25 protein-coding genes are annotated in these 20,836 nt (G+C 70.4%); 8 read left to right on the top strand and 17 right to left on the bottom strand.

Annotated features, from left to right (window positions below; genetic code table 11):
• On the bottom strand, positions 1-335 hold a 335-nt coding region (locus Q2100_RS16255), incomplete at its 3' end, for a YbaK/EbsC family protein (protein WP_302914914.1).
• Positions 336-555: 220 nt separating this feature from the next.
• On the opposite strand from Q2100_RS16255, the gene Q2100_RS16250 reads away from it, so the two are divergent.
• Both Q2100_RS16250 and rsrA read left to right on the top strand, forming a co-directional pair.
• Positions 556-1,188 carry a sigma-70 family RNA polymerase sigma factor gene (locus tag Q2100_RS16250; RefSeq protein WP_302914915.1) on the top strand — a complete coding sequence of 211 codons (633 nt, stop codon included), beginning with the start codon at positions 556-558 and terminating at the stop codon, positions 1,186-1,188.
• A complete protein-coding gene (rsrA, locus tag Q2100_RS16245) occupies positions 1,185-1,505 on the top strand; it encodes a mycothiol system anti-sigma-R factor (RefSeq protein WP_302914913.1) in 321 nt (106 codons plus the stop codon). The genes Q2100_RS16250 and rsrA overlap by 4 nt, the downstream gene beginning before the upstream one ends.
• A gap of 75 nt (positions 1,506-1,580) precedes the next feature.
• Here rsrA and Q2100_RS31860 read toward each other — a convergent pair whose 3' ends face one another.
• Positions 1,581-1,673: a 50S ribosomal protein bL37 gene (locus tag Q2100_RS31860; protein ID WP_003882799.1), complete on the bottom strand. Its 93-nt coding sequence runs from the start codon at positions 1,671-1,673 to the stop codon at positions 1,581-1,583.
• A gap of 145 nt (positions 1,674-1,818) precedes the next feature.
• Here Q2100_RS31860 and Q2100_RS16240 point away from each other — a divergent pair, with 145 nt between their 5' ends.
• Positions 1,819-2,034: a biotin/lipoyl-binding carrier protein gene (locus tag Q2100_RS16240; RefSeq protein ID WP_264010909.1), complete on the top strand. Its 216-nt coding sequence runs from the start codon at positions 1,819-1,821 to the stop codon at positions 2,032-2,034.
• A 38-nt stretch (positions 2,035-2,072) separates the two neighbouring features.
• Complete coding sequence (locus Q2100_RS16235) at positions 2,073-3,563, top strand: two-component system sensor histidine kinase PdtaS (protein ID WP_302914912.1); 1,491 nt, start codon at positions 2,073-2,075, stop codon at positions 3,561-3,563.
• A 118-nt stretch (positions 3,564-3,681) separates the two neighbouring features.
• Here the strand turns inward: Q2100_RS16235 and Q2100_RS16230 are convergent, their stop codons facing one another.
• From Q2100_RS16230 to Q2100_RS16180, 11 genes are all read right to left on the bottom strand, one after another.
• Complete coding sequence (locus tag Q2100_RS16230; protein ID WP_110319505.1) at positions 3,682-3,936, bottom strand: WhiB family transcriptional regulator; 255 nt, start codon at positions 3,934-3,936, stop codon at positions 3,682-3,684.
• A gap of 258 nt (positions 3,937-4,194) precedes the next feature.
• A complete protein-coding gene (locus Q2100_RS16225; RefSeq protein WP_302914911.1) occupies positions 4,195-5,148 on the bottom strand; it encodes a diacylglycerol/lipid kinase family protein in 954 nt (317 codons plus the stop codon).
• Between the two features lie 52 nt (positions 5,149-5,200).
• Positions 5,201-5,869, bottom strand: coding sequence for a 3-oxoacid CoA-transferase subunit B (locus Q2100_RS16220; protein ID WP_372503643.1), 669 nt, complete (start codon positions 5,867-5,869; stop codon positions 5,201-5,203).
• Between the two features lie 5 nt (positions 5,870-5,874).
• Positions 5,875-6,570 carry a 3-oxoacid CoA-transferase subunit A gene (locus tag Q2100_RS16215; protein WP_264010890.1) on the bottom strand — a complete coding sequence of 232 codons (696 nt, stop codon included), beginning with the start codon at positions 6,568-6,570 and terminating at the stop codon, positions 5,875-5,877.
• Positions 6,567-7,841 carry a bifunctional 3-oxoadipate enol-lactonase/4-carboxymuconolactone decarboxylase PcaDC gene (gene pcaDC, locus Q2100_RS16210; protein ID WP_302914910.1) on the bottom strand — a complete coding sequence of 425 codons (1,275 nt, stop codon included), beginning with the start codon at positions 7,839-7,841 and terminating at the stop codon, positions 6,567-6,569. Before pcaDC ends, Q2100_RS16215 begins: the two co-directional genes overlap by 4 nt.
• On the bottom strand, positions 7,838-9,040 hold the full coding sequence (locus Q2100_RS16205) for a lyase family protein (RefSeq protein ID WP_302914909.1): 1,203 nt from the start codon (positions 9,038-9,040) through the stop codon (positions 7,838-7,840). The genes pcaDC and Q2100_RS16205 overlap by 4 nt, the downstream gene beginning before the upstream one ends.
• Positions 9,037-9,594: a protocatechuate 3,4-dioxygenase subunit alpha gene (gene pcaG, locus Q2100_RS16200; RefSeq protein ID WP_302914908.1), complete on the bottom strand. Its 558-nt coding sequence runs from the start codon at positions 9,592-9,594 to the stop codon at positions 9,037-9,039. The genes Q2100_RS16205 and pcaG overlap by 4 nt, the downstream gene beginning before the upstream one ends.
• Positions 9,591-10,388: a protocatechuate 3,4-dioxygenase subunit beta gene (gene pcaH / locus Q2100_RS16195; protein WP_269894078.1), complete on the bottom strand. Its 798-nt coding sequence runs from the start codon at positions 10,386-10,388 to the stop codon at positions 9,591-9,593. The genes pcaG and pcaH overlap by 4 nt, the downstream gene beginning before the upstream one ends.
• 16 nt (positions 10,389-10,404) lie before the next feature.
• On the bottom strand, positions 10,405-11,754 hold the full coding sequence (locus Q2100_RS16190; RefSeq protein ID WP_302914907.1) for an MFS transporter: 1,350 nt from the start codon (positions 11,752-11,754) through the stop codon (positions 10,405-10,407).
• Positions 11,755-11,785: 31 nt separating this feature from the next.
• Positions 11,786-12,643, bottom strand: coding sequence for a shikimate dehydrogenase (locus Q2100_RS16185; protein ID WP_302914906.1), 858 nt, complete (start codon positions 12,641-12,643; stop codon positions 11,786-11,788).
• A gap of 104 nt (positions 12,644-12,747) precedes the next feature.
• On the bottom strand, positions 12,748-13,392 hold the full coding sequence (locus Q2100_RS16180) for a TetR/AcrR family transcriptional regulator (RefSeq protein WP_264010883.1): 645 nt from the start codon (positions 13,390-13,392) through the stop codon (positions 12,748-12,750).
• 89 nt (positions 13,393-13,481) lie between these two features.
• Between Q2100_RS16180 and Q2100_RS16175 the strand changes: the two genes are divergently transcribed.
• Both Q2100_RS16175 and Q2100_RS16170 read left to right on the top strand, forming a co-directional pair.
• Entirely contained in the window at positions 13,482-15,305 is a 1,824-nt protein-coding gene (locus Q2100_RS16175) for a bifunctional sugar phosphate isomerase/epimerase/4-hydroxyphenylpyruvate dioxygenase family protein (protein ID WP_302914905.1), read from the top strand.
• A gap of 64 nt (positions 15,306-15,369) precedes the next feature.
• Complete coding sequence (locus Q2100_RS16170; RefSeq protein WP_302914904.1) at positions 15,370-15,810, top strand: hypothetical protein; 441 nt, start codon at positions 15,370-15,372, stop codon at positions 15,808-15,810.
• Here Q2100_RS16170 and Q2100_RS16165 read toward each other — a convergent pair.
• The 3 genes from Q2100_RS16165 to Q2100_RS16155 are packed head-to-tail and all read right to left on the bottom strand — an operon-like array spanning position 15,756 to position 17,943.
• On the bottom strand, positions 15,756-16,247 hold the full coding sequence (locus Q2100_RS16165; RefSeq protein ID WP_302914903.1) for a GNAT family N-acetyltransferase: 492 nt from the start codon (positions 16,245-16,247) through the stop codon (positions 15,756-15,758). The two genes, Q2100_RS16170 and Q2100_RS16165, sit on opposite strands and share 55 nt — an antisense overlap.
• Positions 16,244-17,335, bottom strand: coding sequence for an isochorismate synthase (locus tag Q2100_RS16160; protein ID WP_302914902.1), 1,092 nt, complete (start codon positions 17,333-17,335; stop codon positions 16,244-16,246). Before Q2100_RS16160 ends, Q2100_RS16165 begins: the two co-directional genes overlap by 4 nt.
• Positions 17,332-17,943 carry an acid phosphatase gene (locus Q2100_RS16155; protein ID WP_264010878.1) on the bottom strand — a complete coding sequence of 204 codons (612 nt, stop codon included), beginning with the start codon at positions 17,941-17,943 and terminating at the stop codon, positions 17,332-17,334. The genes Q2100_RS16160 and Q2100_RS16155 overlap by 4 nt, the downstream gene beginning before the upstream one ends.
• Before the next feature lie 59 nt (positions 17,944-18,002).
• On the opposite strand from Q2100_RS16155, the gene Q2100_RS16150 reads away from it, so the two are divergent.
• Positions 18,003-18,836 (top strand): ParA family protein, encoded by an 834-nt coding sequence (locus tag Q2100_RS16150; RefSeq protein ID WP_302914901.1) that lies wholly within the window; start codon positions 18,003-18,005, stop codon positions 18,834-18,836.
• Between the two features lie 9 nt (positions 18,837-18,845).
• Positions 18,846-19,553: a PP2C family protein-serine/threonine phosphatase gene (locus Q2100_RS16145; protein WP_264010876.1), complete on the top strand. Its 708-nt coding sequence runs from the start codon at positions 18,846-18,848 to the stop codon at positions 19,551-19,553.
• Between the two features lie 15 nt (positions 19,554-19,568).
• Here Q2100_RS16145 and Q2100_RS16140 read toward each other — a convergent pair whose 3' ends face one another.
• Positions 19,569-20,780 carry an Rv3212 family protein gene (locus tag Q2100_RS16140; protein ID WP_302914900.1) on the bottom strand — a complete coding sequence of 404 codons (1,212 nt, stop codon included), beginning with the start codon at positions 20,778-20,780 and terminating at the stop codon, positions 19,569-19,571.
• Between the last annotated feature and the right edge of the window lie 56 nt (positions 20,781-20,836).

Genomic DNA, 20,836 nt, shown 5'->3' with positions numbered 1-20,836 from the left:
CCGAAGGGCGAGATGCCACCGAGCACGTAACCGGTCGACCGTTCGGCCGCGGCACGTTCGGCCATCGCCACCTTCGGGACGCCGAGCGCCGCGGCCGCCGCCTTGAGCGAGAGCTTCGCCGGCACCGGCAGCACCGCGACCGCCAGGCCGGCGGGCGCCGCCACGATCAGCGTCTTGAACACCTGGGCGGGTTCCACGCCCGTGCCCGAGGCCAGCGCCGCCACCGCCTCCTCGCCGAAGGACTCGGCGCGGGCGTCGTGGGCGTAGCGCAACACCTCGTGCGGCACGCCCGCGGCGAGCAGCGCCGCGATCGCCGGGGTCGCCGCTCGTGCCACCGGCTCAGGGTAGTGCCGGCGATCGGGGAACAAGTCGCCGCGGGTCTGCTGTTATTGACTGCAGTTCCGGCTGCTGATGCAGCGGTCGGCCACCTGTCGGGAGCAGCCACTAGGATCGGGAAGAAGGGGACCTACGGTGCCAACGGTTTGCCTGGAACGTCCGGTGGATCTGCCGGGCTTGTTCGGCGGCGCCGCGACAGAAGGGACGGTGTCGACCCTGATGACCGACGTCGACGGCTCAGCGCCCGAGAGATCCACCGAAACCGATGCCGAGCTGACCGCCCGGTTCGAGAGGGACGCGATCCCGCTGCTCGACCAGCTCTACGGCGGTGCGCTGCGGATGACCCGCAATCCCGCCGACGCCGAGGACCTGCTGCAGGAGACGATGGTCAAGGCGTATTCCGGCTTCCGGTCCTTCCGTGAGGGCACCAACCTCAAGGCGTGGCTGTACCGCATCCTGACCAACACCTACATCAACAGCTACCGCAAGAAGCAGCGTCAGCCGGCGGAGTACCCGACCGAGGAGATCACCGACTGGCAGCTGGCGGCCAACGCCGAGCACTCGTCGACGGGGCTGCGGTCGGCCGAGGTGGAGGCGCTCGAGTCGCTACCGGACACCGAGATCAAGGCCGCGCTTCAGGCGTTGCCGGAGGACTTCCGGATGGCGGTGTACTACGCCGACGTCGAGGGATTCCCGTACAAGGAGATCGCCGAGATCATGGACACGCCGATCGGCACCGTGATGTCCCGGTTGCACCGGGGCCGCAAGCAACTGCGCGACCTGCTGGGCGACGTCGCCCGGGACCGCGGATTCATCCGGGCCGAGCAGGCGCCCGAGGAGGTGCCGTCATGAGTGATCAGCCACGCGACGAGGTCCGTGCGGACGAGCGGTGGACCCCGCCGGTCGGGCCCGTCGACCCCGAACACCCCGAATGTGCGGCGGTGATCGCCGAGGTGTGGACGCTGCTCGACGGTGAGTGCACCGCGGAGACCCGCGACAAGCTCCAGCACCACCTGCAGGAATGCCCCGCGTGCCTGCGCCACTACGGCGTGGAGGAGCGGGTGAAGCGGTTGATCGCCGCCAAGTGCAGCGGTGAGAAGGCGCCCGACCGGCTGCGCGAGCGGTTGCGGATCGAGATCAGCCGCACCACCATCATCCGCGGCGGCTGACCGGCCGCAGGCACCCCGACACGACGACGCCCGCCCGTCCACGCAGGACGAGCGGGCGTTGTCGACTTCTGGGGGCTAGCGCACTGATTTCGAGCCGGCGTTGGGTCGCTTCCCGTGATTCGCCTTCGAGTGCTTCCGGTCACGCTTCTTGCGGCCACGCTTGGCCATGGCAGTTCCTCCGTACGGTCTTCGGTATTTCCGGCCCGCGTCCCACGGGCGGCACCATGACATTGTCTCACGGCCCGGCGAATGCTCCGGCCACGCGGGGTTGTGGTTCGATAGAGGCGCTGAACCGAGAGTGAGTGGGGTGAAGATGGCCGAGGACGTTCGCGCCGAGATCGTGGCCAGTGTGCTCGAGGTCGTGGTCCACGAAGGTGATCAGATCGGCGAGGGCGACACCCTGGTGCTGCTGGAGTCGATGAAGATGGAGATCCCGGTGCTCGCCGAGGTCGCCGGAACGGTCACCAAGGTCAACGTCAGCGAAGGCGACGTCATCCAGGCCGGTCATCTCATCGCGGTCATCGGCTAGCCACACCCCGGTACTCGACCACCTCGACGTGATCCTCGATGTCCACCCTCGGTGACCTGCTCGCCGAGCACACCATGCTGCCCGGCAACGCCGTCGACCACCTGCACGCCCTGGTCGGCGAGTGGCAGCTGCTGGCGGACCTGTCCTTCGCCGACTACCTCATGTGGGTGGGCCGCGACGACGGCGTGCTGGTGTGCGTCGCGCAGGTGCGGCCCAACACCGCGCCCACGGTGCTGCTCGCCGACGCGGTGGGCACGCTCTCGGACGACCAGCGGCTTCCGGTGGTGCGCTCCGCATTCGACACCGGCGTCATCGTCACCGAAGACGAAGCGACGCAACAAAATTCACCGGGCCTGAACGTCGAGGCCGTTCCGGTGCGCTGGGACGGCAAGGTGGTCGCGGTGCTGACCCACCAGACTGCGCTGGCCGCCAGGCGCACGGCGAGCCCACTGGAGAGCGCGTACCTCGACTGCGCCGCCGACCTGCTGCACATGCTGTCCGAAGGCACCTTCCCCAATGTCGGTGACCTCGCGATGTCGCGCTCCAGCCCACGCGTCGGCGACGGATTCATCCGGCTGGACGGGGCGGGCACCGTGGTGTTCGCCAGCCCCAACGCGATCTCGGCGTATCACCGGATGGCGCTGACGTCGGAACTCGAGGGACACAACCTGGTGGCGGTCACCCGCCCGCTCATCTCGGACCCGTTCGAGGCCCAGGAACTCGCCGATCACGTCCGCGACTCGCTTGCGGGCGGCTCCAGCATGCGCATGGAGGTGGATGCGGGCGGGGCCGCGGTGCTGCTGCGCACCCTGCCGCTGGTGGCGCACGGTGAGGCCGTCGGCGCCGCGGTGCTGATCCGGGACGTCACCGAGGTCAAACGCCGCGATCGGGCGCTGCTGTCCAAGGATGCGACCATCCGGGAGATCCACCACCGCGTCAAGAACAACCTGCAGACGGTGGCGGCGCTGCTGCGGCTGCAGGCCAGGCGGACCAACAACGCCGAGGGCCGCGAGGCGCTGCTGGAGTCGGTGCGCCGGGTGTCGTCGATCGCCCTGGTGCACGACGCGTTGTCGATGTCGGTCGACGAGGAGGTCAACCTCGACGAGGTCGTCGACCGGATCCTGCCGATCATGAACGACGTGGCGACCGTGGACACCCCGATCCGCATCAACCGCGTCGGTGACCTCGGCGTGCTGGACGCGGACCGGGCAACCGCCCTGATCATGGTGATCACCGAACTGGTGCAGAACGCGATCGAGCACGCATTCGACGACGGCACCGCTCACGGCTGCGTGACGATCCGCGCCGAGCGGTCGGCGCGCTGGCTCGACGTGGTGGTGCACGACGACGGGCGCGGCCTGCCCGACGGCTTCAGCCTCGAGAAGTCCGACCGGCTGGGCCTGCAGATCGTGCGCACCCTGGTGTCGGCCGAACTGGACGGCTCACTCGGCATGCACGACGTCGCCACCGGAGGCACCGACGTGGTGCTGCGGGTGCCGCTGGGGCGCCGCACCCGGCTGCCGCAGTAACGCACGTCACATCCGGAAAACGAAATTCGCTCATCGAATTGACAGGAAAAGCCTGCGAAAAAAGTGACGGCCCCGACGTTGCCGTCGGGGCCGTCGCTCGCGCGGATCTGACTGTGGGTCAGACCCCGCTGCGGGCCTTGGTGCGGGCATTGCGCCGCTTGAGCGCGCGACGCTCGTCCTCGCTCATCCCGCCCCACACCCCGGCGTCCTGGCCGGAGTCCAACGCCCAGGTCAGGCAGTCGGTGGTGACGGGGCAGCGATTGCAGACCAGCTTCGCGTCAGCGATCTGAGCAAGCGCGGGACCGCTGTTTCCCACGGGGAAGAACAGCTCGGGATCCTCGTCGCGACAGACCGCCTTGTGGCGCCAATCCATAGTTCTAACTCCTCATCAGTCACTAGCTTGTATGCGCAGCAAAGCGCACGAGCTTTTCTTCGGCTGTTAACGCGTGCACACGAAATGTTTCTGCACTGTTGCATCCGATGTTTTCACAGGCTGAACAGATGTCAATAGAACTGCGTTAACACGTGTGCTATCTCACTCCGGCACCGCGTTAGCGGAGCGCTTACCCATGTGTACTACACTCAATCCATCTGCGCCCTGAATTCTTTGGGCGAGCGCCATAAGTCCTGGTCAGAGGGGTGTGACGGGCGGCGCAACCACAGCCAGGGCGTCGGGTACCGACGTGAACGTCATCGTTTCGCGCAGTCCGGCGTAATCTCCGTCGATCTGGCAGGCCACCGGGACGTCGGCGGTCACCCGCAACCACGCGAGGTCGTCGTCGCGCAGCAGGTGGCGTGCCTCGATGCGGGGCGTGCGCGACAGCATCCGACGCACCAGGCGCAGGTTCGCCCAGACGTTCATGCTGGTGATGGCGAAGACGCCGAGCCCGGTCTCGAACGAGGTGTCCGGGTTCGTCCACACCGGGCGGGTGTTGGCGTAGGTCCACGGACTGGAGTTCGACACGAACGCGAAGTGCACGCCCGACACCGGTTCGGCGTCGGGCAGGTGCAGTGTCAGCGTGGGCTCTTTGCGGGCGCTGGCCAGCATCTCGCGCACCGCGACGCGGATGTAGCGCGACGCGGTCACCGTCCGGCCCTTGGCCCGCTGCGCCTCGACGGCGGCCACGACGTCCCCGTCCACCCCCATGCCCGCGGTGAACACCGCCCAGCGTTCGCCGCAGTCCATCAACCCGATACGCCGCCAGCGGCCGTTGCGGCGGTAGTCGCCGAGCAGGTCGACGAGCTGGTTGGTGGCCTCGGTGGGGTCGGGGCTGATGCCGAGCGCCCGGGCGAAGACGTTGGCCGATCCGCCGGGCACCACGCCGACCGCGGGCGCCGGGACACCGGGGCCGCGTTCCGACAGCACGCCGTTGACCACCTCGTTCACCGTGCCGTCACCGCCGTGCACGATCAGCACGTCGACCTCGTCGCGGGCCGCGTCGCGGGCGATCTCGATCGCGTGGCCGCGGTGGTCGGTGTGCACGACGACCAGCTCGGCCCGACTCTCCACCGCGTGGGCGAGCAGGTCACGCGCCGCAGGGGTGGTCGACGTCGCATTGGGGTTGACGATCAGCACGGCGCGCACGAGGCCAAAGCCTAGCCAAGAGCGGCACGGCCGCGCCGCTGACACCGACCGGTCAGTGCAGCTGGACTCCCAACCGGTCGCCGAGGTCCGCCACGCTGATGCCGAACGTCTCGACCACCCGCACCGGGCGCTCCCCGGTGCGGTCGAGTTCGAAGATCGCCAGGTCGGTGTAGACCCGGTTCACGCAGCGCCGGCCGGTGAGGGGGTAGGCGCACGCCGGCACCAGCTTGGCGGCGCCGTCCTTGGTGAAGAGATTCATCATCACGAAGATCTGCTTGGCGCCGATGGCGAGATCCATCGCTCCGCCGACCGCCGGGATCGCGTCCGGCGCGCCGGTGTGCCAGTTCGCCAGGTCGCCGTGATGGCTGACCTGGTAGGCGCCCAGCACGCAGACGTCCAGATGGCCGCCGCGCATCATCGCGAACGAATCGGCGTGGTGGAAATAGGAGGCTCCCGGCGTCTCGGTGACCGGGATCTTGCCGGCGTTGGTCAGGTCGGGGTCGATGGCGTCACCCACCGCGACACCACCCATGCCCAGCATCCCGTTCTCGGTGTGCAGCACCACGCCGTCGGCCGGTGACAGGTGCTCGGCCACCCGGGTCGGCAGCCCGATCCCGAGGTTGACGTAGGACTCGGCGGGGATGTCGCGGGCGATCAGGGCGGCGATCTCGTCGCGGTCGAGGGGTTCGCGGTCGAGGCGCTCGACGGCGTCGCTGCGGATGGTCGTCACACCGCCACCTCCGAATCATGCTGGCTTGCAGAAAGATCGAGGATGCGGTCGACGAAGATGCCCGGGGTGACCACACATTCGGGATCCAGCTCGCCGGCGTCCACCACCCGGGCCACCTCGACGACGGTCATCTCGGCGGCGGTGGCCATCACGGGGCCGAAGTTGCGCGCGGTCTTGCGGTACACCAGGTTGCCGGCCCGGTCGCCGACATGGGCGGCGATGAGCGCGACGTCACCGCGGATCGGGTATTCCAGCACGTAGTCGCGACCGTCGATGGTGCGCGCCTCCTTGCCCTCGGTCAGTGGGGTCCCGACGCCGGTCGGGCAGAAGAACGCGCCGATCCCGGCGCCCGCGGCCCGGATGCGTTCGGCGAGATTGCCCTGCGGCACCACTTCGAGGTCGACCTCGCCGGCGCGGTACAGCCGGTCGAAGACGTAGGAGTCCGCCTGGCGGGGGAACGAGCAGATCACCTTGCGCACGCGGCCAGCCGCCAGCAGCGCGGCGAGGCCGGTGTCACCGTTGCCTGCGTTGTTGCTGACGATCGTCAGGTCGCCGGCGCCCTGGTCGATCAGCGCGTCGATCAACGTGGTCGGCATCCCGGCCATGCCGAAGCCGCCGACGAGCACCGTTGCCCCGTCGGCGATCCCGGCGACCGCCTGCTCGGCAGTGGTGTGGATCTGGGTGCGGCTCACGAGGGCTCCTCCTCGGTGTTTCGGGCGGGGTTGTCTCGGGTGGGGTTGTCTCGAACGGCCCTGTCTCGAACGGCGTCGTCCTCGCCGAGCACCCGTCCGGCGATGCGGAACGCGGTGTTCGCGTCGGGCACCCCGCAGTAGATGGCCGTCTGCAACAGCAGTTCCTTGATCTCGTCGACGCTCAGGCCGTTGCGCCGGGCCGCTCGAACGTGCATGGCCAGCTCCTCGTGGTGGCCGCGGGCCACGAGTGCGGTGAGCGTGATCAGCGAACGGCTCCGCCGGTCGAGGCCGGGGCGGGTCCAGATGCTGCCCCAGGCGTACTCGGTGATCAGCGTCTGGAAGTCGGCGCTGAACGGGGTCGTCTGCGCCTGCGCGCGGTCGACGTGGTCGTCACCGAGCACCTGCCGCCGGACCGCCATCCCGGCGTCATACCGGGTGATTTCGGCGCGCTCACCGTCGCCCAGCGACCGCGAGCGCGCCGAAATCACGTCGGGCCGGTGCCGGTGGACGTGTTCGACGACGAGTTCGGCGACCCGGTGCGGGGCCTCGGCCGGTGCGAGATGGCCGACGCCGGGCAGCACCACGAGCCGGCCGTCGGCGACGCCGTCGGCGATCCGTCGCAGATCCTGCGGCGGCGTCGGCACGTCGTCGCTGCCCGCGATCGCGAGTACCGGCGCTGCGATCTCCGCGAGTCGCGCGGTCACGTCGAAGGCGGCCAGTGCCTCGCACGCCAGCGCATACGATTCGGCGTCGGTGGCCCGCAGCGCGGTCAGCAGTGCCGCGCCGGCCTCGGGCGCACGGTCGAGGAAGCCGGGGGAGAACCAGCGTTGGGCCGCGACGTCGACGAGGGCATCGACTCCCGACGCGCGGACGATGGCGGCGCGCTCGCGCCACCCGGCGGGCGTGCCGATCACGGCGCCGGTGCAGATCAGTGTCGCCGAGTGCACCCGGTCAGGCGCGGCCAGCAGCAGCTGCAGGCCCACCGCGCCGCCGAGCGAGTCGCCGGCGTAGTGGAATCCGCCTGCCGCAGAGGCCTCGTCGGCCAGTGCCAGCACCGCCGCGGCGAGATCGTCGACGTCGAACGGGGACGCCGGCGGGCTGTGGCCGTGGCCGGGCAGATCCCAGGCCACCACCCGGAAGTGGCCGGTCAGGTGCGGCGCCGCGGGCCCCCACAGGGACTGCGCGGACGTGCCCAGTGACGGCCCGAGTAGCAGCAGGGGGCCTCCTGCCGGCCCGCCGAAGTCGGTCGCGACCAGACGCGGGCCGGTCATGACGGCTCCTCGAGGCGCCGCCGGGCCCGCGCCAGCACCGACTCGATCAGCAGGTCGGCCGCACCGGTGTACTGCGGGGCGGCCGGCCGGCCGGTCACCTCCGACATCGACCGCTGCTCCGCCGATACATCCTCGGCTGCAGCCAGATTCGTGGCGGCGCGATCGGTGTCGACCTGCAGCCCGGTCAGCAGCGCCGTGGTCTGGCCTGCGGCGGCCGCGGTGCGCCGGCTGAGGGTGCGCAGCGTGCCCCATTCGGCGTGCCAGGCCCCGTCGGCCCGTTCGTCGACACTCGAGGCCGAGGCGACGTGCAGTCCGGCGGCCAGCGACGGCGCGTTCAGTGCGGCGCTGCGGATGAGCACCGACATCACCGGGTTGCGCTTGTGCGGCATCGTCGACGACCCGCCCGCCTGCCCTTCGGTGAACTCGCCGATCTCGGTCCTGCTGCCGGTCGCGACGTCGGCGGCGATGTGTCCCCAGGCGTCGCAACACGTCACCAGGGCGTCACCGATGCGGGTGACGATCGATCGGGTGGTGTGCCACGGCATGGCCGGTGCCAGGCCGAGCGCCTCGGCCATCGCGTTCGACAGGGCGAGGGCGGCGTCGTCCGATCCGGTGAGTTCGGTTGCCGCGGCCAGGGTGCCGACGGCGCCACCGGCCTGCACCGGAAGCGGGGGCAGACTGCCGACGGTGTCCGCGGCGTCGAGCACTCCGGTGAGCCAGTGCGCGGTCTTCATGCCGACCGTGCTGGGCAGCGCCGCCTGGGTGAGTGTGCGGGCGAGCATCGGCGCGCGGCGGTGTGCCTCGGTCAGGCGCACCAGTTGTGCCATCTGCAGGCACATCTCGTCGCTGACGGCCGCGAGTGTGGCACGCGCGCACAGCATCAGCGCGGTGTCCACGACGTCCTGACTGGTGAGTCCGCGGTGCAGCCACCGGGCGGTCTGATCCCCGGTGCGTTCACGCAGCATGGCGACCAGGCCGGTCACCGGATTGCCGTCGCGTTCGGCACCCTCGGCGAGGGTGCCGATGTCCGACGGCGAGATCACGTCGCCCAGGTCGGCCTTCGCGGCGGACGGCGCCACAGCGGTGTCGACGAGTGCCTCCAGCCACGCGTCTTCCACCGCGACCATGGCGGCCAGGAACGACCGGTCACTGAACAGTTCACCGGCGCGCCCGTCGCCGGGCGAGAGCAGATCACTCACGGCCGGTGCCCCGGGAAGCGGAGGAACACCGTCTCGTCCGCGCCGCCCTGCAGCAGGACGTCGAATCGCAACCCGGTCGCGTCGCGGCGGGCGACCAGCGTCTCCCGGCGGTCCTCGGGCAGCGACGCCAGCAGCCGGTCGGTGGCCAGCCCGGCACCGGGAACGTAGATCCTGGTGAACAATCGGTTGAGCAGTCCACGCGCGAACAGCGTGACGGCGAAGAACGCGGCGGTGTCCGGTTGCACTGCACCGGGTTCCACCGTGGTGAAGGAGTACCGGCCGTCGTCGTCGGTGCTCGCCCGGCCCCAGCCGGTGAAGGTCCAGCCGTCGCGGTGCAGCGAGCCGGTGGCCGACGGCAGCACTCCGTCGGCGCCGGCCTGCCAGATCTCGAGCAGCGCGTCCGGCACCGGCTCTCCTGCGCCGTCGGTCACCCGCCCGTGCAGCCGGATGGCCCCCGGTGTGCCCGGCCGCACCAACTCGTCACCGCCGGGGAACGGCAGCGCGTAGCCGAAGAACGGACCGATCGTCTGACCCGGTGTCGGTGCCATGGTCATCGGCTGCCGTTTCCTTCCACCGGCGTCTGCGCGGCGCCGGACAGGACGATGTCCCACCGGTAGCCGGTGGCCCATTCGTGGGTGGTCACGTCGTGGTCGTAGGCGGCGACCAGGCGGTCGCGCGCCTTCCGGTCGGTGATCGACTGGTAGATCGGGTCCAGCGCGAACAGCGGATCGCCGGGGAAGTACATCTGGGTGATCATGCGCTGAGTGAATTGTGTTCCGAACAAGGAGAAGTGGATGTGGGCGGGCCGCCACGCGTTGTGGTGGTTCCGCCACGGGTACGGGCCCGGCCTGATGGTGGTGAAGCGGTACCAGCCGTCGCCGTCGGTCAGGCAGCGGCCGACGCCGGTGAAGTTCGGATCCAGCGGCGCGGGGTGCTGGTCGCGCTGGTGCAGGTAGCGGCCCGCGGCGTTGGCCTGCCAGATCTCGACGAGCTGGTGGCGGACCGGTCTGCCGTCGCCGTCCACGACGCGCCCGGTGACCACCGCCCGCTCGCCGATCGGTTGCCCTGCGTGCTGGATCGTCAGATCCGCCTCCAGCGGATGCACGTCGCGATTCCCGAAGCACGGGCCGCTGAGCTCGACCGCCTCCGGGTCGACGGCGTGCAGAGACGCCAGGGGATGGCGCAGCCTGCTGCTGCGGTAGGGCGGGTAGGTCAGCCTGGGCTGGAATTCCTCCACACCCGCGCCGCGGTATTCGTCGGCGATCGAGGCGATCTCGGCGCTGATCTCGTGCTGGCTGCGCAGTGCGCTGTCCGGCGCGAGGTCGCCGACGGCGATGGCGTTCTCCACGAGTCCCTCCCGGTGCTCAGCCGTTGACCAGCGTCTTGGGCGAATCGGGCATCCCGAGCAATTCGGTCGGGACGCTCTTCGTCTCTTTCGCGGTCATCGCCGACAGCGCGGCGATCAGGCAGACGATTGCCGTGAAGATGCTGATGACCACCCAGCCGCCTTCGCGGACACCACCGAGCGCGGTGACGATGGTCGGGGCGAATCCTGCCAGCAGGAAACCGATCTGGGTGCCGATCGCCATGCCGGAGAAACGGACCTGGGTGCTGAACATCTCGCCGTAGAACGACGGCCACACGGCGTTGGCGGCGGCGTACCCGAACGAGAACGTGGCCACCGCGAGGGCGAAGGTCAGCAGCGTGTTGTCGTTGCTCATCGACAGCATGTAGAAGGGCATCAGGGCCGCCGACGACAAGGCGCCGTAGATGAAGACCGGCTTGCGGCCGATCCGGTCGGCGAGCATGCCGAACAGCGGTTGGGTGAACAGCGCGACGACGTTGGCGACGACGACCAGCCACAGCGTGATACCGGCGTCGAGGCCCACCTTCTTGCCGTAGGCGATCGCCAGGGTCCCGAACACCGTTGACACGGCGGCGATGAAGGCGCAGAAGATGACCCGCAGTACGTCCCTCCAGTGGTTCTGCAGCAGCGGCTTCAGCGGCATCCGGGCGATGGCGCCGGTGGCCTTGGCTTCGTCGAATTCCGGAGTCTCGTGCAGCCGGCGGCGGATGAAGTAGGCCACCACGACGACGATCGCGCTGAGCCAGAACGGAACCCGCCAGCCCCACGACATCTCGGCGTCGTCGGGCAGGGAGACGAAGGGCAGCATCACGAGTTGGGCGAGGATGAGGCCGCCCTGGGTTCCGGTCAGCGTCCAGGACGTGAAAAACGCGCGCCGGTTGTCGGGGGAGTGTTCCAGTGTCAGCGAGCTGGCGCCGGCCTGTTCACCGGCCGCGGAGAAGCCCTGGAGCAACCGGCACAGCACGAGCAACCCTGGTGCGACCCAGCCGACCGTGGCGAAGGTGGGCAGGCAGCCGATCGCGAAGGTGGACACCCCCATCAGCACCAGGGTGAACATCAGCACGTTGCGTCGGCCGAGGCGGTCGCCGAAGTGGCCGAGGACGAAGGCGCCGACCGGCCGTGCGACGTAGGCGACGCCGAAGGTCGCGAACGACAGCACCAGGGCGGCGTCGTCGCCGGAGGGGAAGAACACCTTCGGGAAGATCAGCGCGGCGGCGGTGCCGAAGACGAAGAAGTCGTAGTACTCGACGGCGCTGCCCATGAAGCTGGCGACGGCGGCGCGGCCGGGTGTTCGTCGCGGTGCATCGGCTCCGCCGCTGTCGGATTCGGTGATTGTCGTGCGGCTCATGACTTCTCCTGTTCGGTCGGGCGGTGGATGGTCAGCCGACGAGGCTGCGGAAGTGCCGGGACATGCGGTCGGCGTCGGGGGTGATGCCGGTGATCAGGGCGAAGGCCTCGGTGGCCTGGTGAACGGCCATGTGGCCGCCGTCGAGGGTGCGGCAGCCCGCCTGCCGTGCGGCGGTGAGCAGTTCGGTGTCCAGCGGCCGGTAGACGATGTCGGCCACCCAGAGCCGCGGGTGCAGCAGCTCGGCGGCCAACGGCAGGCCCGGGTGTTCGGCCATGCCGGTGGGCGTGCAGTGCACCAGACCGTCGGCGGCGGGCAGCAGCACCGACAGCTTGTCGGGGGTGGAGGCGTCCACCCGGGCGTCGGTGTGGCGGATGCCTAGTTGGTGCGCGAGCGCGGTCGCGCGGTCGACGTCGGCGTCGACCACCGCGAGGTGCTCGGCGCCGAGTCGCAGCAGTGCGTCGCCGACGGCCGCGCCCGCTCCGCCGGCGCCGATCATCACCACCGACGTCCTCGGCGCCCCCGGCAGGCCCTCGTCGAATCCGATCGCGAAGCCGGTGGTGTCGGTGTTGTAGCCGACGTCGCCGTGCTCGGCGAAGACCACCGTGTTCACCGCGGCCACGGAGGCCGCGAGCTCGTCGATGTGGTCGAGGTGTTCCATCACCAGCCGCTTGCAGGGGTGGGTGATGTTGAGCGCGTCGTAGCCCATGGCGCGCGCCCATTCGAGGATCTCGCCGATCCGCTCGGCCGCGATGCCTGCCGTGTTCAGGTCGATGATGCGGTACAGGTAGTCGATGCCCTGTTCGTGGGCTTCGCGCATGTGCAGCTTCGGCGTCAGGGACGGTCCGACGCCGGTCCCGACCAGACCGACCAGGTAGGCGTCGTGGCTCATTCCGTCTCCTCAATGTACTAACTAGTACGTACGTCGAGGAGAACACAGTGACCGGGCTCACGTCAAGACCGTGCTGTGAAGCGGGTCTCGGCGCTACGGACCGGTCAGGGTGTGGAGGTGAGCCAGCCGACGACCACGTCGCCGATCATCTTGCGCAGGTGGGCGCGCCGCGAGGGTTCGGTGAAGTCGATGCCGAACAGGTAGCCGAACGTGTACCGGTTGGCGACCTGGAACACGCAGAACGAGCTGATCACGATGTGCACGTCCAGCGCGTCGGCGTCCTGCCGGAAGACGCCCTGGCGCCTGCCGTTCTGCAGGATCTCGTCGAGCAGCGTGGTCGCCGGACGCGACAGCGTGCGCAACGATTCCAGCCGGCCGATGAACTCACCGCGGTGGATGTTCTCGATGGAGACCAGGCGGATGAACTCCTGGTGCGCGATGTGGTGGTCGAAGGTCAGTCCGGCCAGTGCGCGCAGCGCGTCCACCGGGTCCACGTGGTCGACCTGAAGCCGCTGCTCGGCCTCGCGGATCCCGAGGTAGGCCTTCTCCAGCACGGCCATGTACAGCTGCTCTTTGCCGCCGAAGTAGTAGTAGATCATCCGCTTGGTGGTGCGGGTGCGCTCGGCGATCTCGTCGACCCGCGCGCCCGAATACCCGGATTCGGCGAACACCGCGGTCGCGACCTCGAGCAGCTCGGACCGCGTGCGTTCGGCGTCGCGCTGCAGTTCGGGCCGGGACTCGGTCGACACGTCGCCGAGCCTAGCCGCGTCGGTGGGAGCGCAGGCCCTTGTGGCTTAACTAACTATTTCGTACATTAGTGACGATTGGAGGACGGCCCATGAGGACTTCCATCGCCACCGTCTCGCTGAGTGGCTCGCTGACCGAGAAACTGCACGCCTGCGCGGCCGCCGGATTCGACGGCGTCGAGGTGTTCGAGCCCGATCTCATCGCCAACGACCGCAGCCCCGAGGAGATCCGCAGCCTCGCGCGGCGGCTCGGCCTGTCGCTCGACCTGTACCAGCCGCTGCGCGACATCGAGGGCGTCGACGAGGCCACGTTCACCGAGAACCTGCGCCGCGCCGGCGCCACCTTCGCCACGGCCGCACGGCTCGGCATCGACACCATCCTGGTGTGCAGCAACGTCGCCACGGCCACCGTCGACTCCGACGAGGTGTCGGCCGGACAGCTGCGCCGCCTCGGCGACCTCGCCGCCGGCTACGGCATCAGGGTCGCCTTCGAGGCACTGGCGTGGGGCCGCTTCATCGACGACTACCGACGGGCCTGGCGGGTCGTCGAACTCGCCGACCACCCCGCGGTCGGTACCTGCCTGGACAGCTTCCACGTGCTCTCGCGCGGCCACGATCCGGCCGACATCGAGCGGATCCCGAGCGACAAGATCTTCTTCCTGCAGCTCGCCGACGCGCCCGCGCTGAGCATGGACGTGCTGTCCTGGAGCCGCCACCACCGCCTCTTCCCCGGCGAGGGCGCGTTCGACCTGCCCGGGTTCCTGTCCCGCGTGCTGGCCACCGGCTACGACGGCCCGCTGTCACTCGAGGTCTTCAACGACACCTTCCGTCAGACCGACCCCGAGCGCACCGCGGTGCACGCGCTGCGGTCACTGCTCTGGCTGCAGGACAAGACCGCGCACCGCAAGCCGGAGGGGTGGCGCCGCGACGTGGTGGCGCTGACCCCCGCCAAGCCACCCACCGCGTTCGACTTCGTCGAGATCAAGGCGGAGGAGACCACCCACGTCGAGGTCCTCCTCGAGCAGTTCGGCTTCACCTCGGCGGGGCGCCACCGCACGAAGCCGGTCTCGCTGTGGGTCGCGGGCGACGCCCGGGTGGTGCTCAACGAGCAGCAGGCCCGTGATCAGGCGCCGCATGTCGCGGCCGTCGGCTTCCAGGTGCCCGACGGCGGCGAAACCACGCGGCGCGCAAGGGAACTGATGGCCCCCGTCGCCTACCGCCGGACCTACGCCGCGGAGCAGGCGCTCGGCTCCGCGGTCGCTCCGGACGGCACCGAGCTGTTCTGGGTCACCGAACCCGCCGCTGGATCGGCGCCGGCCTGGGTGGACGAATTCGACAGCGGCCGACCGCCGACGCCGACGGCCGTCCGCGCGATCGACCACGTCAACCTCTCGCAACCGTGGCACACCGCAGAAGATGCGGTGCTGTTCCTCACCAGCGTCTTCGGCCTGTCGGCCGGCACGCCCGCCGAGGTGCCCGGGCCCACCGGTCTGGTGCGCAGCCAGGTGTTGCGGACCGTCGACGGCGCGGTGCGGATACCGCTGAACGTCGCGCCGCAGGTGCTCGACGGGGTGAAGATGCCCCAGCACGTCGCGTTCGCGTGCGCGGACATCTTCGCCGTGGCCCGGGCGGCACGCAGCCGCGGAGCGCGCTTCCTGCCGGTGCCCGACAACTACTACGACTACCTGGCGGGCCGGTTCGGCCTGGACGCCGCGGTGGTCGAGGAGCTCAACGACCTCGACCTGCTCTACGACCGCGACCCCGACGGCGGCGAGTTCGTGCACTTCTACACCCGCACGGTCGGCACGGTGTTCTTCGAGTTCGTGCAGCGGCGCGGCCACTACGACGGCTACGGCGCCGACAACGCCCCGGTGCGACTGGCGGCACAGCGCGGTTCGCACGTCGCTACCGTGTGACGGTGACCGAAAGACGTTCGCAGCGCCACGGGCCGGACACCGACCTGACCGATCGGCGGGCCCGGTGACCGTGCCTGCGCCCTCGACCGTACGGATGGCTGCGGTGCTGGTACTGCTGCAGGGGGCGGCCGGACTCGCGGCGGCGGTGTTCTACGTGGTGAGTGGGCTGTCCGGCCAGCAGGAGCCGGGCCTGAACTCCTACGGGACCGCGGCCTGGTTCGCGATCATCGGCGGCGCGGTCGCGGCGGCGGGCTGGGCGCTGTGGACCGGCCGGCGGTGGGGTCGCGGCGTGGCGGTGTTCGCCCAGCTGCTCCTGCTCGGCGTGTCCTGGTACGTCGGCGTGGGCTCACACCAGTGGGCCTACGGCATCCCGCTGGCGCTGACCGCACTGGTGGTGCTGGTGCTGCTGTTCAGTCCGGCGACGCTGGAGTGGCTGGCCGCGCCGGACGATCAGGGCGCCGGCGGGGCTGCCAGCGCCGACAATTCGGGGCCCGACACCCGGTAGGTGATCCAGTCGGTCTGCGGCTTGCCGCCCAGCGCGTCGTAGGTGGCGATGGCGTCGGCGTTCCAGTCCAGCACCGCCCAGCTCAGCCGCGAGTAGCCGTTCTCGACACACTCGCGGGCGAGTGTCGAGAGCAGCGCGCGGGCCAGGCCGCGGCGGCGGAACTGCGGGCGGACGAACAGGTCCTCGAGGTAGATGCCGGCGACGCCGTCCCACGTCGAGAAGTTGTAGAACCACAGCGCCGCCGCGGCCGGCGTGCCGTCGACCTCCGCGATGTGCCCGAACACCACCGGGCGATCGCCGAAAAGTGCTGTGCCGAGCTGACTCTCGGTCACCGTGCACTCCACGGCGGCGCGTTCGAACTCGGCGAGCTCGTGGATCATCGCGGCGAGTTCGGCCTCGTCGCCCCGCCGCACCGGCCGGATCGTCGTTCCGCTCATGTCTGCACCCCCAGGCCGGACAGGATCGTCCTGAACTTCGTCGTGGTCTCGTCGACTTCGTCGTCCGGATCGGATTCGGCGACGATGCCGCCGCCGGCCCTGGCGTCGGCGCTGCGCCGGTCGGCGGACAGCTGCGCGCCGCGGATGGACACCACCCAGCTGCCGTCGCCGTGAGCGTCACACCAGCCGACGGCGCCGGCATAGAAGCCGCGGTCGCCCTCGAGTTCGGTGATCAGCGCGGCGGCCGTGCCGGCGGGGACGCCGCCGACCGCAGGCGTCGGGTGCAGAGCGACCGCCAGATCCATTGCGGTGGTGGAAGTTTCGCGGAGGCGGGCGGTGATCGGCGTGTTCAGGTGCCACACCGCCGCGGTGCTGCTGAGCGCGGGCGTCGGCGCGATCTGCAGGTCGACGCACAGCGGGTCGAGTGCCTTGCGCATCGCGTCCACGACGAGTTGGTGTTCGTGGCGGTTCTTCGCGGAGTCGGCCAGCGCCGCCGCGTTCGCCCGGTCGGTGTCGGGGTCGGCCGAACGCGGCGCCGAGCCCGCGAACGGCCGGCAGGTCACCACGTCACCCCGGCGCGCCACCAGCAGTTCCGGCGTCGCCCCGACCAGCGCGGTGCCGGTATGGTCACCACCGGCCGGGCTGAGGTCGACGAGATATCCGGTGGCGGAGGGATCGTCGGCCACCAGCCGGGTCAGCACGGTCCACGCGTCGACCGGCCCGTCGGCGATCAGCTGCAGCGAGCGGGCGAGCACCACCTTGTGCAGCCCGGCGGCGGGGTCGTTGAGGCGACGCACGGCGGCCGCGACCCGCGCCCGGTGCTCGGCGGGCTCGGGCAGTGCCCGCGCGACGTGTACGGCCGGCAGCGGGAGCACGGGCCAGTCGGGCAGCGCGGCGGTGAAGCGCACCGCCTCGGGCGCCATCAGCGCGGTCGGTTGCGACACGTCGAAAGGCAGGGCGCCCACGATGATCGAAGCCTCACCGGCGCGAAGCGCCGCCTGCGCGTCGGCCAGTCGGGTGAATCCGGTGCGGATGCCGGCGGCGACCACAACGCCGTCCGGGCCTGCGAGGACGAAGGGCGCGTTCACCGCGGCTTACACGGATCCGTGTGTCCCGTGAGCCCCTGCGCGATGATCTGGCGGACACCGTGCTCGAATCCGAGGACGGCGATCGAGGCCGGGGCCATCGCGAAGCGGATTCCCTTCGGCACGGGTAATTCGACCCACCGCGAGATCACCGAGCGGGAGAAGTGGGCGTGTCCGACGAAGACCACGTCGCGCGACTCCATGTACTGCAGCGCCAGGTCCACGGCGCCGTCTGCACGTTCGGTCACCGCGGCGACGCTCTCGCCGCCCGGGGCGCCATGCGTCCAGATCAGCCAGTCGGGCACCGACTCCCGGATCTGGGGTGTGGTCAGTCCTTCGTAGTCGCCGTAGTCCCATTCCTGCAGGAGTGGCGAGACTTCGTCGACCCTCAGACCGGCGAGTTCGGCGGTCCGTACGGCCCGCACCATGGGGCTGCTGATCACAAACGGGTCGTTCAGCTCCAAGTCGGCGATGGCCTCTGCGGCTTGTTCGGCACGTTCCCGACCGAGATCGGTGAGGTCCAGGTCGGTGTGACTCGTGTGCCGTCCGGATCGAGACCATTCCGTCTCGCCGTGCCGGAGAAGAAGCAGCCGTTGCTGCAGAACACTCACCTCACCGATTCTGCCGCACGTCCAACGACCGGGTCGGTGCGCATGTGAGGATGAGCATCGTGACGGGGGTACTCGCGATAGCCAATCAAAAGGGTGGGGTCGCCAAGACGACGACGGTGGCATCGTTGGGCGCGGCGTTGACCGAGCAGGGCAGGCGGGTGCTGCTCGTCGACCTCGACCCGCAGGGGTCACTGACGTTCTCGCTGGGCCACGACCCGGACAAGCTCCCGGTGTCGGTGCACGAGGTGCTGCTCGGCGACGTCGAACCGGATGCGGCGCTGGTGGAGACGCCCGAGGGGATGACGCTGCTGCCGGCCAACATCGACCTGGCCGGCGCCGAGGCGATGCTGTTGATGCGCGCCGGTCGCGAATATGCGCTCAAGCGGGCACTGGCCAAGGTCACCGGACCGGAGGACGGCGCCGCCGCAGGCAAGAAGGCCAAGGACCGGTTCGACGTCGTGATCATCGACTGCCCGCCGTCGCTGGGGGTGCTCACCCTCAACGGGCTCACCGCCGCCGACGAGGCGATCGTGCCCCTGCAGTGCGAGACGCTGGCCCACCGCGGCGTCGGACAGTTTCTGCGCACCATCAACGACGTGCAGCAGATCACCAATCCGGGCCTGACGCTGCTCGGGGCGCTGCCCACGCTGTACGACTCGCGCACCACCCACAGCCGCGACGTGCTGCTCGACGTCGCCGACCGCTACGGCCTGCCCGTGCTGGCGCCGCCGATCCCGCGCACCGTTCGGTTCGCCGAAGCCAGCGCATCGGGGGCGTCCGTGCTGGCGGGCCGCAAGAACAAGGGCGCCCAGGCCTACCGGGAGCTGGCGGCGGCCCTGCTCAAGCACTGGAAGTCCGGCAAGGCGATGGCCACCTTCACCCCGGAGGTGTGAGCCGCCCCGATGGCCACCGTCTCGACCGCGGCGACCGCGACCGACAAGGGTCCGGTGCGGCCCACCAACCAGGACAGCGCGCTGGTCGAGGATCCGCTCTACGCGGTCGCCGACGGGTTCGGCACGTACGGCGACATCGCGAGCCGGCTCGCCGTCGAGGCGCTGAGCACGGTGTTCGCCACCGCACCGGACCGGGCCGGGCTGTTCCGTGCGGTCGGTGACGCCAACACCCGCATCTGGGACCACGCCGCCACCCTGACCGGCAACGAGACCATGGGCACCACGCTCGTCGCACTGGCGGTGCTGTCCGACGCCGACGGCGGCCCGGTCGCGATGACCATCGGCGACTCGCGGCTGTACCGGATCCGCGACGGCGCGCTGGACCGGCTGACGGAGGACGACAGCGTCGTGGCGCATCTGGTGCGCGCCGGCGAGCTGACCGAGGACGAGGCCCGCTGGCACCCGAAGCGTCACCTGCTGACCCGGGCGCTCGGCATCTCACCGACGGTGGACCCGCGGGTGGTCGACGTGGACTGCCGCGCGGGGGACAGGCTGCTGATCAGCTCCGACGGGCTGTTCGGCCAGGTGCACGACGACGAGATCCTGGCGGCCGCGGAGCCGGCGGACCCCGATGTGGCGGCGCGCGGACTCGTCGCGCTGGCCAACGACGCGGGTGGCTCCGACAACGTCACCGTCGTGGTGATCGACCTGGCCTGACGGCCGCAGTCGCGGTCAGCCGAGCGCGACCAGTTGTTCGCCGCGCTGCTCGAGCAGCATCGAACCCGCCACCGCGGGGATGACGGGCGCGCTCGACGGGGGCCGCACCAGCGGGATGTGCCGTTGCCCGGCGCCGGTCGCGGCGTCGAACACGTCGTAGCCGGAGGTGACCGGCACCAGTAGTCGTCCCGCGAGCGCGGTGGCCGGGCCGACCGCGGCGGCGCCGCCCGACGGGCTGACCGTGTACTTGTAGCGCAGTTCGTCGGTGTCGAAGACCATCACCGCTTCGCCCGTCCACCAGGTGATCAGGTCACCGGCGCGCGACATGGCGGCCTGTGGCGACACCGGTCCGGGCAGCGGCGTGGTGGCGACCGTGGCGCCGGTCTCGTCGACGATGTTCACCACGGGCTTCGGGGTCGGCACGTACACCGCGGTCGAGACGTCGGACACCGCGATCACCCGGGCGCCGGAGTCGTCGGACACGCCGGGCTGGGGCACGAACTGGCTTTCCGGGGTGTCCTCCTCGTCGGACGGCCGCAGCAGCGTCAGCCGCAGGTTGTCCTCGCGGGGACAGGCCTCGAGCACCGACACCGCCGTCGAACTGGCCGCGGCCGACACCAGCCGGCACAGCGGCGACGGCGGGATGCCGGGCTTGATGCGGGCGTCCAGGTAGCCGTAGCTGAGCATCCGGACCATGTCCGAGCGCCACAGCTCGAGCCTGCTGTCGCCGACCGACAGCACCGTGGTGCCGTCCGAGGACAGCGTCACCTCGGGGTCGGCGTAGGCGGTGCGGGCCGGTCCGCGGCGGCCGGTCTTGCCGTCGATGGTGCTCACCTGGCCGCAGCCGCGGGCGTCGGGGTACACCGCCACCGCGTCGTAGTAGACGTAGCTGACGCCGCACAGCTCGACGTCGCGTGCGTAGCTCCACAGCGTGGCGCCGGTCGCCGGATCGCGGCCCTCGACGTCGCGGCCGTTGCCGGTCACCACCGCGCCGGCCACCACCAGCGGAGTCGTCGTCTTGGGGCTGGGCACCGTCCAGCGCTGCTGCAGCGACGCCGGGACCTCGCGCGGTGTCTCCACGCTGGGCACCGGGGTGGCGGCGGGGCGGCTGATCGTGGCCCGCGCGTCACTGGTCCACCAGACCAGGCCAGCCGTCACCACGACCACTGCGGCGATGACGAGTGCCGCCACGATGTCGCCGCGGGTGCGGCGCTCGGGTGTGACCATCTGCCGGTCGCGTGGACCGCTAGCTGGCGCCGGCGGCCGCGGTCTTGCGGGGCCTG

The sequence above is a fragment of the Mycolicibacterium arseniciresistens genome (genome assembly GCF_030519285.1).
In the GTDB taxonomy this organism is placed as follows: domain Bacteria; phylum Actinomycetota; class Actinomycetes; order Mycobacteriales; family Mycobacteriaceae; genus Mycobacterium; species Mycobacterium arseniciresistens.
This window is presented reverse-complemented; position numbering and strand designations above follow the sequence as displayed.

What these genes read in the sequence shown, in the direction of transcription:
- Q2100_RS16250 (WP_302914915.1), top strand. Translation starts at nt 556, where the DNA reads ATGACCGACGTCGACGGCTCAGCGCCCGAGAGATCCACCGAAACCGAT.
- rsrA (WP_302914913.1), top strand. Translation starts at nt 1,185, where the DNA reads ATGAGTGATCAGCCACGCGACGAGGTCCGTGCGGACGAGCGGTGGACC.
- Q2100_RS31860 (WP_003882799.1), bottom strand. Translation starts at nt 1,673, where the DNA reads ATGGCCAAGCGTGGCCGCAAGAAGCGTGACCGGAAGCACTCGAAGGCG.
- Q2100_RS16240 (WP_264010909.1), top strand. Translation starts at nt 1,819, where the DNA reads ATGGCCGAGGACGTTCGCGCCGAGATCGTGGCCAGTGTGCTCGAGGTC.
- Q2100_RS16235 (WP_302914912.1), top strand. Translation starts at nt 2,073, where the DNA reads ATGTCCACCCTCGGTGACCTGCTCGCCGAGCACACCATGCTGCCCGGC.
- Q2100_RS16230 (WP_110319505.1), bottom strand. Translation starts at nt 3,936, where the DNA reads ATGGATTGGCGCCACAAGGCGGTCTGTCGCGACGAGGATCCCGAGCTG.
- pcaDC (WP_302914910.1), bottom strand. Translation starts at nt 7,841, where the DNA reads ATGACCGGCCCGCGTCTGGTCGCGACCGACTTCGGCGGGCCGGCAGGA.
- pcaG (WP_302914908.1), bottom strand. Translation starts at nt 9,594, where the DNA reads ATGACCATGGCACCGACACCGGGTCAGACGATCGGTCCGTTCTTCGGC.
- Q2100_RS16190 (WP_302914907.1), bottom strand. Translation starts at nt 11,754, where the DNA reads ATGAGCCGCACGACAATCACCGAATCCGACAGCGGCGGAGCCGATGCA.
- Q2100_RS16185 (WP_302914906.1), bottom strand. Translation starts at nt 12,643, where the DNA reads ATGAGCCACGACGCCTACCTGGTCGGTCTGGTCGGGACCGGCGTCGGA.
- Q2100_RS16175 (WP_302914905.1), top strand. Translation starts at nt 13,482, where the DNA reads ATGAGGACTTCCATCGCCACCGTCTCGCTGAGTGGCTCGCTGACCGAG.
- Q2100_RS16165 (WP_302914903.1), bottom strand. Translation starts at nt 16,247, where the DNA reads ATGAGCGGAACGACGATCCGGCCGGTGCGGCGGGGCGACGAGGCCGAA.
- Q2100_RS16145 (WP_264010876.1), top strand. Translation starts at nt 18,846, where the DNA reads ATGGCCACCGTCTCGACCGCGGCGACCGCGACCGACAAGGGTCCGGTG.
- Q2100_RS16140 (WP_302914900.1), bottom strand. Translation starts at nt 20,780, where the DNA reads ATGGTCACACCCGAGCGCCGCACCCGCGGCGACATCGTGGCGGCACTC.